11 protein-coding genes are annotated in these 14143 nt (G+C 72.5%); 3 read left to right on the top strand and 8 right to left on the bottom strand.

Annotated elements, in window-relative coordinates; translation table 11 throughout:
• Position 1: 1 nt before the first annotated feature.
• A complete protein-coding gene (locus ABZS58_RS14495; protein WP_354781365.1) occupies positions 2-718 on the top strand; it encodes a TetR/AcrR family transcriptional regulator in 717 nt (238 codons plus the stop codon).
• 100 nt (positions 719-818) lie between these two features.
• Here ABZS58_RS14495 and ABZS58_RS14500 read toward each other — a convergent pair whose 3' ends face one another.
• The 3 genes from ABZS58_RS14500 to ABZS58_RS14510 all read right to left on the bottom strand — a co-directional run bounded on the left by ABZS58_RS14500 (position 819) and on the right by ABZS58_RS14510 (position 4210).
• Positions 819-1436, bottom strand: a complete 618-nt coding sequence (locus ABZS58_RS14500) for a YgjV family protein (RefSeq protein WP_354781367.1) — start codon at positions 1434-1436, stop codon at positions 819-821.
• Between the two features lie 18 nt (positions 1437-1454).
• Positions 1455-3263 (bottom strand): GMC oxidoreductase, encoded by a 1809-nt coding sequence (locus ABZS58_RS14505; RefSeq protein WP_354781369.1) that lies wholly within the window; start codon positions 3261-3263, stop codon positions 1455-1457.
• Between the two features lie 170 nt (positions 3264-3433).
• Positions 3434-4210, bottom strand: coding sequence for an alpha/beta fold hydrolase (locus ABZS58_RS14510; protein ID WP_354781371.1), 777 nt, complete (start codon positions 4208-4210; stop codon positions 3434-3436).
• A gap of 175 nt (positions 4211-4385) precedes the next feature.
• Here ABZS58_RS14510 and ABZS58_RS14515 point away from each other — a divergent pair, with 175 nt between their 5' ends.
• Positions 4386-5750, top strand: coding sequence for a fibronectin type III domain-containing protein (locus ABZS58_RS14515; RefSeq protein ID WP_354781373.1), 1365 nt, complete (start codon positions 4386-4388; stop codon positions 5748-5750).
• Positions 5751-5823: 73 nt separating this feature from the next.
• Here the strand turns inward: ABZS58_RS14515 and ABZS58_RS14520 are convergent, their stop codons facing one another.
• Together ABZS58_RS14520 and ABZS58_RS14525 are read right to left on the bottom strand one after the other, a co-directional pair.
• Positions 5824-9030 (bottom strand): GH92 family glycosyl hydrolase, encoded by a 3207-nt coding sequence (locus ABZS58_RS14520; protein WP_354781375.1) that lies wholly within the window; start codon positions 9028-9030, stop codon positions 5824-5826.
• A 320-nt stretch (positions 9031-9350) separates the two neighbouring features.
• Complete coding sequence (locus ABZS58_RS14525; RefSeq protein ID WP_354781376.1) at positions 9351-9635, bottom strand: YggT family protein; 285 nt, start codon at positions 9633-9635, stop codon at positions 9351-9353.
• Between the two features lie 130 nt (positions 9636-9765).
• On the opposite strand from ABZS58_RS14525, the gene ABZS58_RS14530 reads away from it, so the two are divergent.
• Positions 9766-12087: a bifunctional diguanylate cyclase/phosphodiesterase gene (locus ABZS58_RS14530; RefSeq protein ID WP_354781378.1), complete on the top strand. Its 2322-nt coding sequence runs from the start codon at positions 9766-9768 to the stop codon at positions 12085-12087.
• Positions 12088-12134: 47 nt separating this feature from the next.
• Here ABZS58_RS14530 and ABZS58_RS14535 read toward each other — a convergent pair whose 3' ends face one another.
• From ABZS58_RS14535 to ABZS58_RS14545, 3 genes are read right to left on the bottom strand one after another with little or no spacing between them, the layout of a single operon-like run.
• A complete protein-coding gene (locus ABZS58_RS14535) occupies positions 12135-12608 on the bottom strand; it encodes a hypothetical protein (RefSeq protein WP_354781380.1) in 474 nt (157 codons plus the stop codon).
• 57 nt (positions 12609-12665) lie between these two features.
• On the bottom strand, positions 12666-13070 hold the full coding sequence (locus ABZS58_RS14540) for a hypothetical protein (RefSeq protein WP_354781382.1): 405 nt from the start codon (positions 13068-13070) through the stop codon (positions 12666-12668).
• A gap of 19 nt (positions 13071-13089) precedes the next feature.
• Complete coding sequence (locus ABZS58_RS14545; RefSeq protein WP_354781384.1) at positions 13090-13938, bottom strand: alpha/beta hydrolase; 849 nt, start codon at positions 13936-13938, stop codon at positions 13090-13092.
• Between the last annotated feature and the right edge of the window lie 205 nt (positions 13939-14143).

Consider the following 14143-nt stretch of genomic DNA (forward strand, 5'->3'; position numbering starts at 1 on the left):
CATGCAGGCCACACCCAGGCGGGAGAAGGCACGCGCGGCAACCATCGACGAGATCAAGCTCACCGCGCTCAGGCTGATGCGCGAGCAGGGCACCGTCGACTTCCGCTTCGCCGACATCGCCCGGGCCATGGAGATGACCCCACCCGCGCTCTACCGCTACTTCGCCGACCGTGACGAGCTGCTCAGCGCCCTGATCGCCGACGCGTACAACGACCTCGGCGAGGTGGTGGCACAGGCCCGCGACGCGGTCGCCACCGACGACGTCGGCGGGCGGTTCATGGCCGTCTCCCGCGCGTATCGGCAGTGGGCACGAAAGGAGCCACAGCAGTTCGCGCTGATCCTCGGCCTGCCCGTGGCCGGCTACCACGCCCCTGTCGACGGCCCGACCACCGAGGCCGCCAAGCGGGCGATGTCGCAGCTGTCATCACTGTTCATGGAGGCCCACACGCTGGGCGTCCTCGGCCCACCCCGGCTGCGCGACGTGCACCCGGCGATCGCCGCGTGCGCCGAGCAGAAGCACCAGCAGACCGGCGTGCCGGTCTCCGCGGAGACCTTCCAGGCCATGCTGCACGCCTGGTCGACCCTGCACGGCTTCGCCGCCCTGGAGGCCTTCGGCCACTTCGACTGGATCGACGAGGCCGGCCGCGACGCCCTCTTCGACGGCCACGCCCGCCTCGCCGCCGAGACCGCCGGCCTCCCCGCCCCCCGCGAGTCCTGACCGGCCACCTCGGGTGGGCTCTCGATGATCCGGAAGACTTGTCGTCGCCGGGGCGACAACATCTCTTCCGGATCATGGAAAATGGCGCCGGGCGGAAAGACTAGTCGACGAGCTCCAATTCGTAGTGGTCGCCGGTGCGCTGGAAGCCGAGGCGGCCGTAGTACGGGGCGACCATCCCCGGCGGGGTCAGGACGCGGTGGTAGCCGAGCGCGGTGAGCAGGCCGCTGCTGCGGAAGACGAACTCGCCGGGGCTGACATCGCGGAAGCGCTGCGTGACGTAGTCGAGCTCGATCTGCGCCACGCCCGTGGACGCGGGCCGCAGGATGAGGACGCCGACGACCTCGTCGCCGCGCATGATCAGGAACGCGGCACGGCCGGGGGCGTCGTCGAAGCCGAACGACGGGTTGAACTTCGCCAGGTCCGCCCAGTGCACGCGCAGCACGTGGGCGAGGAACGTGTCGTCGGTGCCGACCGGCACGACGGTGTAGGTCGCGTCGTCGTGGCGGGTCCTGTGCATCCGGTACAGGTGGAACGCGTTGATGCCGGTCATCGCCGCGTTGAGGCCGACCATCGGCCAGACGCTCAACGCGGCGTTGTAGACGACCAGGACGACGGACCCGATGAGGTTCAGGACGCGCAGGCGCAGGAGCCGGGCCTGGGACAGCGACCAGACGAGCACCGCCGATCCGACCCATCCGATGACATCGAGCCAGTTCACCGTTGCAGGATAAGGGTCTCAGCTCATCGTGTACGAGGTGTGCCGCTGTTCGAGGGAGCCGTAAGGGTCGCGGACCCGGTTCTTCGCCTCGTCGGTGCGCAGGTCCGCGAGGTGCTGGGCGAGCGCGACCATCGTCATCGTCGGGTTCCACGACCCGCTGCGCGGCCACAGCGACCCGCCGGTGACGTAGACGTTGCCGACGCCGCGGGGGCGGTAGTCCAGGCCGACGGGCGCGTCGTCGTGCTCGCCGATCCACAGCGTGGAGCCCTCGTGGACCAGCGCCGGGACCCGGATCTGCTCCGTGGACGGGCGTTGCGGCAGCCAGCGGCCGTGCCGGCCGTCGGGGTCGACGTGCCAGTACTCGACGCGGCCGGGGCCCTTCACCGACAGGACCTCCTCCAGCATCGCGAACGTCGCCGTGTCCATCGTGTCCCACGTGGAGCCGTCCCGGTCGTTCTGCACGACCTGCAGCAGCACGTTGGTGGTGGGGTCGGCGGCGTTCGGGCCGTCGGGGTGCCGGTGCAGCCAGTTGTCGGGGTTGTCGGCGTCGAGCTCGCCGAGGACCGCGCACACGAACACCACGTGGTCGGTGGACGACCGCAGCTGCTCGGGCGTGGCGGTCGCGACGACGTCCGGCATGTGCCGGGCCGCGGTCTGCGCGTTCTTCTGCGGGTCCCGGTCGGCGAGCACGGTCAGCTGCACGTGGAACTGGCCCTGGCTGCCCTCGTCGAGGCCCGCCAGGTAGATCGCGCCGAGCTCCAGGTCGCCGATCTCGTCGGCGTACGGGAAGTCCTGCCGTGGGACCCGGGCGACGACGGCGCTGATGAAGTGCGCGGTGAAGCGCTCCCCGGCCCGTTGCAGCTGCGGGAACGAGTTGAGTAGCAGCGTCGTCGGCGGCAGCGTGCCCATGGCGAGGACGACGTCGGCGTCGCCGACGGTGATCATGCCGCGGCTGGTGTCCAGGGCGGTGGCCCGGCCGTCCTGCGAGACGACCCGCCGGACGGTGCAGTCGGTGAGGATGTGCAGCGGGCTGCCGTGGCCCTCGACGGCGAGCTTGCGCTGCTTGTCGACGAGACCGAGCAGCGGCCCGGGCGTGGCGAACTTGTCGAAGTCCAGCCCGTGCAGCTGCGGCGCGCCGACCGCCAGAGGCGCGGCCATGACCCGGGTCGCGGCCGGGATCCGGCCGAGCTCCGCGCCGAGCCGCTCGGTGAGCCGGTGCTGCAGCACGCCGAAGACCGGCCGGGAGCCGGGCGGCGGCACTGCGGCCGGGTTGGACGGGCCGCCGTCGATGTCGTTCGCGGACACCACGTTGAGGAGGCGCTCCGCGGACCCGAAGTACTCGTGGGCGGCGTCGATGACCGGCCGTGGCCAGCCGGCCATCTCCGCCTCCGTCGGCCGTGGGCACCATGCGCTCCACATGATGGACCGGCCGCCGACGAACGGCACCATGCCGTGCTGCCAGCGGATGTGCTTACCGTTGACGGTGCGGGACGAGAGCGTCCACGGGAAGGTCTCCGACAGTCCGCCGAGGGTCTGCTCGTAGGGCAGCGGCAGATTCTGGAAGTGCTCGGCGAGGAAGAACGTCCCGCGCTCCAGCATCAAGATCCGGGCGTCGGGCCGTCGCTGCAGGACCTGCTCGGCGAACGCGAGGCCGCAGTGGCCGGTGCCGATGACGATGTGGTCGAAGCGCTCCTGCGCGCGGATGCGCTCCCAGTCGTCGGCGCCGACGAAGAAGACGTTGTCCATGACGGCCTGGCCGGTCGGCTGCTGCGGACCGGGGACCGGATAGCCGTAGTTGGCGTTCGGGGTCGAGGCTGCGGTGTGCATGGCTTCAAAGACCTCCGGGGTGGTGGGTCGAGGTCCAGACCAGGGGGAGGGAGCCGGCACCAGCGAGCCTACCGGCGGCACCACCCGCCGATCTCGAGAATCGAAGAGCCCTGTGGTCAGCACCATGGCGGGACCGCCCCGGCCGCCGGCGACGGGGCGGTCCGGCGCGGCTACGCGGCGGCGTTCGCCGCCAGGAAGCCGGTGACCGCTGCCGCCGCTTCCGGGGCGCCGTCGGCGGCGATGGTGAGCAGTGACGTGCCGTGCAGGCTGCCCGGGACGAGGGCGATGCGGCGGCGCGGGTCGGTGGTGGCGTCGTACATCGTCTGGGCCGCGGCCGCGAACGACGACTCGCCGGTCGCGGCGACGAACAGCACCGGCGCCGCGATCTTCGGCACCGCGGCGGCGGCGTCCTCCCCCGCGTAGGTGTCTGGCGCGGACAGGCTCACCACGGCGGTGACCGGCGGGGTGGCGGCGGCTGCCGCGACGAGGACGGCCGTGCCGCCGCGGGAGGCACCGACGAGGACGATCCGTCGCACGCCTTGGAGGGTCCGCGTGTACGCCACGGCCGACAGCACGTCGTCGGAGGGCCTGGTGCCGCTGCCGCGCTGGGAGCGGCCCTCTCCGGAGAAGTCGAACGCGAGCACCCGGAAGCCGGCGGCGGCCTCCTGCTTGGCCCAGGACAGCCAGGAGCAGGCGTCGGCGCTCGCCTGCGGCGCCAGGACGAGCACCGTGCCGCCCGTGCCGAGGAGCAGGCCGGTCAGGTGGCCGCCGGTGCCGGGGAACGCGACCTGCTTGTCGTTGAGCTCCGGGTCCGCGCAGCGCCGGTCGGTCGGACCCGGCGCCGCCTGTGCGGTCTTCGCGGAGGACGGCGCGGTCACCGCCGGGCCCTGCGGGGTGCCGCCGCAGCCGGCGAGCACGAGGACCACGACCAGCGCGATGCGTCTCATGCTGGTCTGACCACCGGCACCGGCCCGGGGTTGCGTCCTTTACCCGATGGTGACCAGCACGGATCCTCTCACTCTGGCACCAGCAGGAGCGAATGCACCCCAGACACGCTGCGTAACTACTACATTGCCGTAAGTAGGTGATTGTCCAGAATGCTCCCGAGGGGGACCGATTCCCGTGCTGACCAGATCCGCCCCGCGCCCCGCCCGCCGCGGCCTGCTCGGGCCCGGGCGAGCCGTCCGGGCCGGTCTCGCCCTCGCGGCCGTCGGCGTCGTCGTCGTCGGCACGACCGGCGGCACGGCGTTCGCGTTCAACCGTCCCAGCCCGGACGGCGGCCCGGCGACGCGGACGCACGGCGTGCACGCGGCGGACGGCGGACGGCAGGCCGGCGACCGCAAGGCCGGCAAGGTCCCCGCCCGCCCGAAGGCCGGCTCGACCCCCAGATCCGACGCCAAGCCCGACGTCAAGGCGGATGCCAAGACCGGCAGGACGAGCAAGGCCAAGGCCAGGGCGAAGTCGAAGGCCAAGACGAACGCCCGGGTCGCCGCTCGGAACAAGGTCGGCACCGGGTCCAAGCCGAAGACCCCGCACAAGGCACCCGCGGCGACCCCGCCCACCTCCGACGGCATGATCGCCTCCACGACCCCACCGGCCGCGACCAGCCCCGCAACCGGCGACCCGTCGGCGAACGGCTCGGCAAGTGGCTCAGCGAGCGGGTCGGCGAACGGCTCGGCACCCGGCTCGGCGGCGGGCAGCCCGGGGACCGCGAGCTCAACCGACCCGGACAGCACGGTGGCGCCGATGGCCCCGGTGTCGGTCGGGCCGCCGGCTCCACCGAAGGCGGTCACCGTCACCATGTCGGGCCCGTCGGCGCTGACCGTGTCGTGGAGCGTCGACGTCAGCGCGACCGGCATCGTCGACCACTTCGAGGCCACCGCCGTCGAGGACAGGACCAGGACCTGCCAGACCCCGACCAACGCCGCGACCAGCTGCACCGTGAAGGGTCTGGCGGCGGGCACCACCTACACGTTCGTCGTGCGTGCGGTCGGGGTCCTCGGCGCCGGCGTCTCCAAGCCCAGCGAGACGTCCGCCCCGGCGGCGCTCGCCGCCGACGTCACCGCCCGGTCCACCACGGCCGTCCAGCCGTCGGTGGCCGCCCAGCCCGCTCAGGCCCGGTCGGGCGTGAAGATCATCACCCCGGGCTTCACCCGCAGCGACCCGGCCGGCCCGCCGGCACGGACCGCCGTCGACTCGAAGCCCCGGACCAAGGGCACCGACAGGGGCACCGGCAGCACCGCCGACAAGGGCCGCGACACCGCCCAGCCCGCGACCGCCGGCCAGCAGCGCGGCACGACCGGCGGCTTCGGCGGTCTGCTCGGCCTCCCCGACGGTACCCCCGCCGCGCCCGCCGCCGAGGCGGCCACCGGCGGCGCCCACCGCACGCGGACCGGGGTGCTCGCCCTGATGGGCCTCGGCGGTCTCCTCACGGCCGGCCTCGCCGTGTTCGGTGTCACCCGGGCCCGCCGCGAGGGCACGCTCTGAGCCACGGACGGAGGCGCCCCGGCACGATCCCAGTGGATCGTGCCGGGGCGTTCCCCCGCCCCAGGGGGTCCGGTCAGCCGAAGGCCCGCAGCTCGTAGATGCGGGTCGCGGTGTCGGCGGTCTGCGTCGGGGTGGTGATGTTGAGCCGGACGTAGCGGCCGGAGACGCTCACCGGGTGGGTGGTGTTCGCCGCGGTGTTGTTCGTGACGGTCACCGGGGTGGTCCAGTTGGTGCCGTCGGTGGACACCTGGATGGTGAACGCCTTCGTGTTGTAGTCCGCGGACTCGCCGCCGGCCTGGGCGTGGGCCACCTCGAAGCGGCTCAGCGCGCGGGTGGAGCCGAGGTCGACCTGCAGCCACGCGCCGGCCACGCCGGAGCAGAACTTGTCGGTGTTGCCGCCGCCGGTGCTGCCGTTGACGGCCTTCTCGGGGCCTTCGGCGGCGGCGCACGCCGTGGAGCCGGTGGCGGGCCGGTTCAGGGCGAGGTTCGTCGGCACGGTCGCCGAGCCGTACGCCTCCAGCTCGTAGACGCGGGTCGCGCCGTCGGTGTTCTGCGTCGGCGTGGTGACGTTCACCCGCACGTACCGGGCCGTCGTCGACGCGAACTGGTGGATCGTCACCGGGTCCGCGTTGTTGGTGACGGTGACGGGGGTGCTCCAGGTGCTGCCGTCGGTGGACAGCTGCACCGTGAACGCCCTGGTGTTGAAGGCGGCCTGTTCGCCGCCCGCGCCGGCGTGCTTGACGACGACCTTGTTCACCGAGGCGGCGGACCCGAGGTCGACCTGCAGGTAGGCGCCGGCGACGGTGGAGCAGAACTTGTCCGGGTTGCCGCCGGTGACGCTGCCGTTGACGGCCTTCGCGGCCGACTCGTCGGCGGCGCACGCCGTGGAGCCCGTCGCCGCCTTGTTCAGCGCCAGGTTCACCGCGGGGGCCGGCGGCGACGTGTGGTTCGACGACGGCGGGGTGTCGCCGGCGCCGGTCCCCCACGAGCCCGGCGTGCCGGACACCGTGTAGGCGAGGTTCCCGCCGTGCGCGATGTCGGACTGGGACAGCCACGTACGGCTGAATCCGCTGCCGCCGAGGGACGCCGAGGCGATGTAGCGGTTGCTGTCGCTGACCGACGGGGCGGTGATGTTGAGGACGCCGCCCTGCTGGCTGCCGTACGACCCGATCGTGACCTTCGCGGACGGGAACTGCGGCGTGCTGACGCCGTAGAAGTTGGCGCCGTTCATCAGCGGGTACAGGCCGAGCGAGGAGAACACGTACCACGCCGACATCGTGCCGAGGTCGTCGTTGCCGGTGACGCCGTTGGGGCCGTTCGTGAAGAGCGTGTAGGCGGCCCGCAGCACCGTGGAGGTCTTGTACGGCTGCCCGGTCCACAGGTACGTGTACGGCGCGAGCAGGTCGGGCTCGTTGTTCGGGTTGTAGGTGGTGAAGCTGTAGTAGTCGTAGGCGCCGTTGACCCACGTGTTGTGCGCGGTCCCCGACGGGTCGGTCAGCAGGTTGTTGTAGGCGAAGAAGCTGTCGAGCCGGTTGTTCGCCGCGGTCTTGCCGCCGAGCAGTGACACGAGGCCGTCCGGGTCCTGCGGGACGAGCCACTGGTACTGGTAGGCGCCCGCCTCGTGGAAGGTGTGCGCGCCGTCGGTCGGCGAGTAGGACGGGCCCCAGACGCCGTTGGCGTTGCGCGGGCGGAAGAAGCCGATCGACGGGTCGAACAGGTTGCGGTAGTTCTGCCCGCGTGCCTCGAACATCGTCGCGTCCGCGGTGTTGCCCAGGCCCCGGGCCATGATGGCGAGGGACGAGTCGGCCGCCGCGTATTCCAGGGTCGCGGAGCTCGGGAACTTGCAGTCGTGGTCCATCGGCAGGACCGGGCCGCACGTGACGCCGGTCGGGATGTAGCCCAGCGACATGTAGTAGGGGTTGCCGTTGCGCCCGTTGATGTTCGTCGGTACGCCCATCGCGTTCTTGCGCAGTGCGGCGTACACCTGCGACTCGTATCCGTTGAGCAGGCCGCGCGCCCACAGGTCGACGAGGAACGGGGTGACGGGGTCGCCGGTCATCGTGTTGGTCTCGGTGTTCGCCAGCGACCACTTGGGCAGCCAGCCGAGCTCACGGTCGACGGCGAGCAGCGACAGCCCGTAGTCGCGGGCGACCTGTGGTTCCAGGAGCGCGACGAGCTGGTTCTGTGCCCGGTAGGTGTCCCACAGCGAGAACGTCTGGTACGGCGTGTACCCGGACGCGGTCCGCACCACGTTGTCGAAGCCGCGGTAGGAGCCGTTCACGTCGCCGGCGAGGTTCGGGTGCAGCAGCGAGTGGTACAGCGACGTGTAGAACGCGACCTGCCGGTCGGTGCTGCCGCCGTCGACCTCGGCCTTGTGCAGTTTGGCGTTCCACGTGTCGCGGGCCGCGTTGCGGATGGTGTCGAAGTTGAAGCCGGCGGCGCTGGTCTCGGCGGTGAGGTTGGCCTGCGCGCCGGCGATCCCGGTGTACGAGAGGCCGACCTTCGCGGTGACGACCCGGTCCGACGAGGTGTCGAAGCGGACCCAGCCGCCCTTCGCCCCGGTGCCGCTGGACGCGCGGCTGCCGCCGGTGAACGTGGTGCCGGACCAGGTCCCGAACGACGCGAACGGCCGGCTGAACTTCGCCGAGAAGTACACGGTGTGCGCGGGCGCGTCGGCGCAGAACCCGGCGGTGGTCACGGACCCTTCGACGGTGTCACCGCCGACGATCGAGATCGACGAGGACTGCGCGCCGGTGCCGCTGCCGCGGGCCTGCGCGGTGTTGAACAGCACGTTGGACTGGGTGCTCGCGGGGAAGGTGTACCGCTGCCAGCCGCTGCGCAGCGTCGCCGTCAGCTCGGTGGTGACCCCGTTGGGCGTGGCGAGGCGGTAGTAGCCGGCGGTCGTCTGCTCCTGCGCGTGGTTGAGCGTCTGCCCGTAGGTGTTGGGGTCGGCGGAGTTGACCGCGCCGATCGTCGGCATGAGCGGCACCTCGCCCTGCACGGGGCAGCCGACGCCGGACAGGTGGGTGTTGGAGAAGCCCCACACCTTGCCGTGGTCGTAGTTGTACCCGGTGCCGTGGCCGGTGTCCGGGCTGACCTGCACCATGCCGAACGGCAGCGCCGCACCCGGGAAGGTGTTGCCCTCCTTCTGGGTGCCGATCATGGGGTTGACCAGCGTGGTCAGGTCCGCCGGCACGGCCGCGTGCGCCGGCACAGCGGGCAGGCCGGCGACCGCCGCCGTAACCGCTACCAGCAGGGTCCTCAACCTCAGTCTGCTCACAAACGCTCCGATCAGGTGCCACCCGGCGAGCCGCGACCGCCGGCTGCACCCGCGTCGGTGCGCCGTGGCGTGTGCGGCTGGTTTCGGTGGGTTGGGCGGGGGACGGGGGACGTGCCGCTGTCCCGGCGCGCCGATCGCCGGGGTGGGGTCGAGCTCGATCGAATCTGGTGGAAGGTTGCGAGGCTTCCTTGCTGGAGAGGTTGGTCGCTCCCCCGAGTTCTGTCAATACTTGACATTTGCCATGGGCATCGATCCGGGCGGGGTCCGGACACGGAAACGCCCGCCGCGCCGGGTGGCGGGCGGGCGTCGCGGGAGAACGGTCAGATCAGGCCGATGACCGCCCGCAGGACGATGATCGCCAGGAAGACGACGATGAAGGCCAGGTCGATGCCGACGCCGCCGAGTCGCAGCGGTGGCAGGACCCGGCGGACCGGCGCGAGGATCGGCTCGGTGACCGCGAACACGCCGGCCGACAGCCGCGAGCGGATCGAGCCCTCGGCCGACGGTCCGGCCAGGACCACGCTCCAGTCGAGGATGGCGCGCGCGACCAGTAACAGCTGCACCAGCAGCAGCACCAGACTCACGATGCCGAGAACGAGACCCATTGGACGCCTCCAGTGACCGGGCGGGACATTGCCTCAACTGTGCGTCACGAATCTGTGGATCCGCTGAGTGGCGGCTGAGTTTTCATTCACGATCGGGTTTCGCGTGCCGATGCCGACCAGTGTGAGAAGCGTGGCCGGCTGGCGTCCTGTGGTCCTCGGGGCCGCCGTCGTGCTGGTCCTGTCGGAGGTCTGGTTCGGGGTGGGCCTGACCCGCCACACGCCGCCGCTGGTCAGCTGGATCGCGCTGCCCCTGGCCGTGGGGCTGGCGGTGCGCGCGTGCTGGACGACGGGCGTCGCGCCGGGCCTGGCCCCCGCCGCGAGACGCTTCTGGCGGCACATCGGGCTCGGCATGGTCCTCATCGGGCTCGGCGGCGTCAGCAACGCCGCCGACATGCTCCTGGAGCGCGTCGCTTCGCAGCACATCAGCGGCGTCACCGCGGCCGTGTACCTGATGGGCCTGCTGGTCATGCTGTGGGGCCTGCTGCGGATCCCGGGCGCCCAGCGCAGCCGCGGCGAGTGGCTGCGCTTCGGCCTGGATACCGCCACCGTCCTGGTGACCGTGATCACCTTCGCCTGGCATTTCATCTTCCGGCACTGGGAGCGCTGGTCCGGCGGCAACACCACCGGCACCTGGGCGGTCCTCGCGCTGATCGCCACCGGGTCGGTGTGCGTGTTCGCCTTCGTCAAGGTCGCGTTCACCGGCACCGGCCCGCTCGACCGCAGGGCCCTCTACCTGCTGGCGCTCGCCGGCGGCGGCGGCGCGACCGGCGGCGCCCTCACCCCGCTGCTCACCGACCGGCCGTACCTCAACGGCACCCCGGTCGTGCTGCCCCTCACCTGCTTCGTCCTGTGCCTGGCGGCCGACCGGCAGCGGCGCGCCGCCGGGGCACCGCCACCCGTGTCGGAGCGGCGGCAGCGGCGGCCGATCGTCGCGTACCTCGCGGTCTTCGCCACCGGTGTCCTGCTGCTCGCCGACGCGGCCGGCGGCGGCGACGACGTGCTCGGCGTCGCGCTGGGGACCGTGGTGCTGGTGCTGCTCGTCGCCGCCAGGCAGGCCGCCGCCCTGCGCGACAACGCGATCCTCGTCGACACCCTCGACAGCCGGCTGCACGAGCTCGAGGAGTACCAGCAGACCCTCGCCTGGCAGGCCACCCACGACGCGCTGACGGGGCTCGCCAACCGGCGGCTGCTCATGCAGTACACCGGCGAGATCCTGTCAGCGGTCGCAGCGGCGGACGCGGACGAGGACGCGGTCGCCGTCGCGCTCGTCGACGTCGACGACTTCAAGGGCATCAACGACGACCTCGGCCACGCGGTCGGCGACGCGCTGCTGACCGCCGTCGCCGAACGCCTCACCCAGCTGCGCCCGGCGGGGGGCCTCGTCGCCCGGCTCGGCGGCGACGAGTACGCCCTCGTGTTCCGCACCGTCGACGAACCTCACGCGCTGCAGGTCCTCGCGGGGGTGACCGCGGAGCTGCGCCGCCCCCTCGACGCGGCCGGGCACGCCCTCGTCGTCGAGGCGAGCATCGGCCTGGCCCTCGGCTCCGGAGGGCACCCCACCTCGTCGGAGGAGCTGCTGCGACGCGCGGACGTCGCCATGTACGCGGCGAAGGCCCGCGGGAAGGGTCGCCGGGTCACCTACGAGCCGTGCATGGACCGGCACAGCGCCGAACAGGCCCGCACCGCCGCCGACCTGCGGATCGCCCTGGACACGGGCCAGCTGCGGCTGCACTACCAGCCGATCGTGCGGCTTTCGGACGCGCGGACCGTCGCCGTCGAGGCACTCGTGCGCTGGCAGCACCCGGAGCGCGGCATGATCCGCCCCGACCTGTTCATCCCCGCCGCTGAACGCACCGGCCTCATCGTCCCCGTCGGCCAGTGGGTCCTCACCGAGGCCTGCCGCCAGGCCGCCCGCTGGCGCGACGAGCTCGGCGCGCTCGAATACGTGTCGGTCAACGTGTCACCGCGCCAGCTGCGCGAGAGCGGCTTCGCCGCCCAGGTCCAGGCCACCCTGCTCAGCGCCGGCCTGCACCCCCGCCACCTCACCGTCGAGGTCACCGAGACGGCGGTCTTCGACGGCGGCCCCGGCCTGGAGGAGCTGCACCAGCTCAAACGCCTCGGCGTCAACGTCGCCCTCGACGACTTCGGCACCGGCCACTCGTCCCTCGGCCTGCTGCGCACCTGCCCCGTCGACCTGCTGAAGGTCGACAAGTCCTTCATCGACAACATCACCGACCAGGGCGACCGCTCCGTCATCGCCGAGGCCCTCATCGGCATCAGCGACGGACTGCGGCTGCGCGCCGTCGCCGAGGGCGTCGAGACCGAGGCCCAGGCCGAGGTCCTGCGCCGCCTCGGCTACCGCTACGCCCAGGGCTACCACTTCGGCCGCCCCATGCCCGCCGACCAGCTCGCCGCCCACCTGAGCAGCACCGACCCCGCCACCGTCGGCTGACCCGCCGTCACCCCGGCAGCGGCGCGTCGCAGACGGCGCAGACGCGGTCAGTACGTGCGGTAGCGGCACCAGGAGCGGGCGGCGCGGGTGTTGAGCAGGATCAGGAACAGCGCCGGGAACGCCGCGCTGACGATCGTCGACGGGGTGAGCGGGGACGTGCTGTACACCTGCCAGGCGACCGACGCGAGGCTCAGCACGTTGAGGACGATGAGGACGATCCGGGCCCAGTTGCGGCCGCGCTGGACCTTGCGGCCCAGGACGATCGCGGTGAGGCCGATCAGGGTGAAGACGCCGACGACGACCGCGACGGCCGGGGTGAGCGTCGACCCGTAGGTCCCGAGCCGGTCGCCGAACTGGGCGGAGAACTCGGAGGCGGCGAAGACGAAGAGCGCGGCCACACCCAGGGTCAGCAGGCCGCCGAGGTACTGGAAGATCGCGACGACGTGCAGGGAGGCCGGGGCGGTGGTGCGCATCGCGTATGCCTGCTGCTGCGGGTATGCGGGGTAAGCGGAGTAAGCCATACCGAGGAGCATCGCCGGGTCGCGGCCCGGGCGACTCGCACGTTCATGCCAACCGCGTCAGCCCGGTCCGCGGCGCTGGTACGGCAGGGCGGCGCTGTCGTCGGCGCGGACGACCCTGCGGTCGCCGAGCGGCGCGGACAGCGTCAGGGCCTCCCACGCCATCTTGCCGTCTGAGCCGAGCCCGGCGCAGTCGGCGCCGGGCTTCGGGGTGCGGCTGACGATGTCGTGCACGCGGACCTCGGTCGACGTCTCGGCGGCGGTGATCGAGAACTGGCCCGAGCACCAGCCGTCGTGCGGCCACTCGAAGCCGATCATGATGGTGTCGGGGTCGCCGCCCTCGCCGAGGTCCGAATACGCGGTCGGGCGGTGCCGGGTCTCCGGCGGGCCGATCTCGTCGCCGAAGTAGAGCGCCGCCCCGACGAGGCCGGCGAAGAGCAGGACGACGACGCCCCAGTAGCGCACGCCGTCGATGCTACGGCCGTCACCGGCCGCCCGGATGCCCCGCGTTCGTCAGCGCGCGCAGGGCGGCGGCGATGTGGGCGACGGCGACGGCCGCGTCCCGGGTCAGGGCGAGCTTGCGCGGGAAGTTGTGGAACGTGTGCTGCCACCGGGTGGCGATGACGGGCACCCCGGCCGAGGCGAGCCACGCCGCGTACCGGTCGGCCTCGTCCCGCAGGATGTCGAGCTCCGCGGTGACGATGACCGCCGGTGGCAGGCCCGCCGGGTCGGCGAGGAACGGGTCCAGGTCGGGCTGGTGCCGGTCCACGCCCGGCGGGGCGAACGCGTCCCAGTAGCCGGCCATCTCGTCGGGCTGCAGGCCGTCGTTGCCGAGATCGGGGAAGTCCAGCGCCGGGCTCAGGACGGGGCAGATGAGCACCTGGGCGAGGAGGTCCCGGCCGGCGTCGCGTTCGCGGCGGGCGGTCACCGCGGCCAGGAGGCCACCGGCGGAGTCGCCCGCGACGACGACCGCGGTGGGATCGAGGGCGTGCTGCCGGCCGTACACCCGCAGCCAGCCGGAAACGGTGTCGATGTCCTCGAACGCCGCCGGGAACGGGGCCTCCGGCGCGCGGCGGTAGTCGACCGCGAGGACGGCCCAGCCGGTCTCCGCGGCGAGCAGCCGGCACAGTCCGTCGTGGGTGGTGAGGTCGCCGGCGACCCAGCCGCCGCCGTGCGCGAACAGGATCACCGGGGTCGTCGCGTCGGTATCGCGGTACAGCCGGACCGGCACCCCGCCGGCGTCCAGATCCCGCACGTGGCGGACGGCACGGCCCGGTCCGACCTGCTCACCGACCGCGTCCGCCATCTCCCGGCGCTGCGCCACATGATCCATCGGAGCAGTATGCCGAACCGCGCACCGGATGCGTTAGAGTCGCGCGCCATGACGCGTCCGCAGTCCCGGCCGAGCATCGACTCCGGCACGTCCGCGCGCATCGAGGCACCGCAGTCCCGGCCGAGCATCGACTCCGGCACGTCCGCGCGCATCGAGGCACCGCAGTCCCGGCCGAGCATCGACTCCGGCACGTCCGCGCGCATCG

The sequence above is a fragment of the Dactylosporangium sp. NPDC005555 genome (assembly GCF_040605635.1).
GTDB lineage: Bacteria > Actinomycetota > Actinomycetes > Mycobacteriales > Micromonosporaceae > Dactylosporangium.

Bases quoted from the DNA above. Each gene is read 5' to 3' on its own strand.
- ABZS58_RS14495 (WP_354781365.1), top strand. From the start codon at position 2: ATGCAGGCCACACCCAGGCGGGAGAAGGCACGCGCGGCAACCATCGAC.
- ABZS58_RS14505 (WP_354781369.1), bottom strand. From the start codon at position 3,263: ATGCACACCGCAGCCTCGACCCCGAACGCCAACTACGGCTATCCGGTC.
- ABZS58_RS14510 (WP_354781371.1), bottom strand. From the start codon at position 4,210: ATGAGACGCATCGCGCTGGTCGTGGTCCTCGTGCTCGCCGGCTGCGGC.
- ABZS58_RS14525 (WP_354781376.1), bottom strand. From the start codon at position 9,635: ATGGGTCTCGTTCTCGGCATCGTGAGTCTGGTGCTGCTGCTGGTGCAG.
- ABZS58_RS14535 (WP_354781380.1), bottom strand. From the start codon at position 12,608: ATGGCTTACTCCGCTTACCCCGCATACCCGCAGCAGCAGGCATACGCG.
- ABZS58_RS14545 (WP_354781384.1), bottom strand. From the start codon at position 13,938: ATGGATCATGTGGCGCAGCGCCGGGAGATGGCGGACGCGGTCGGTGAG.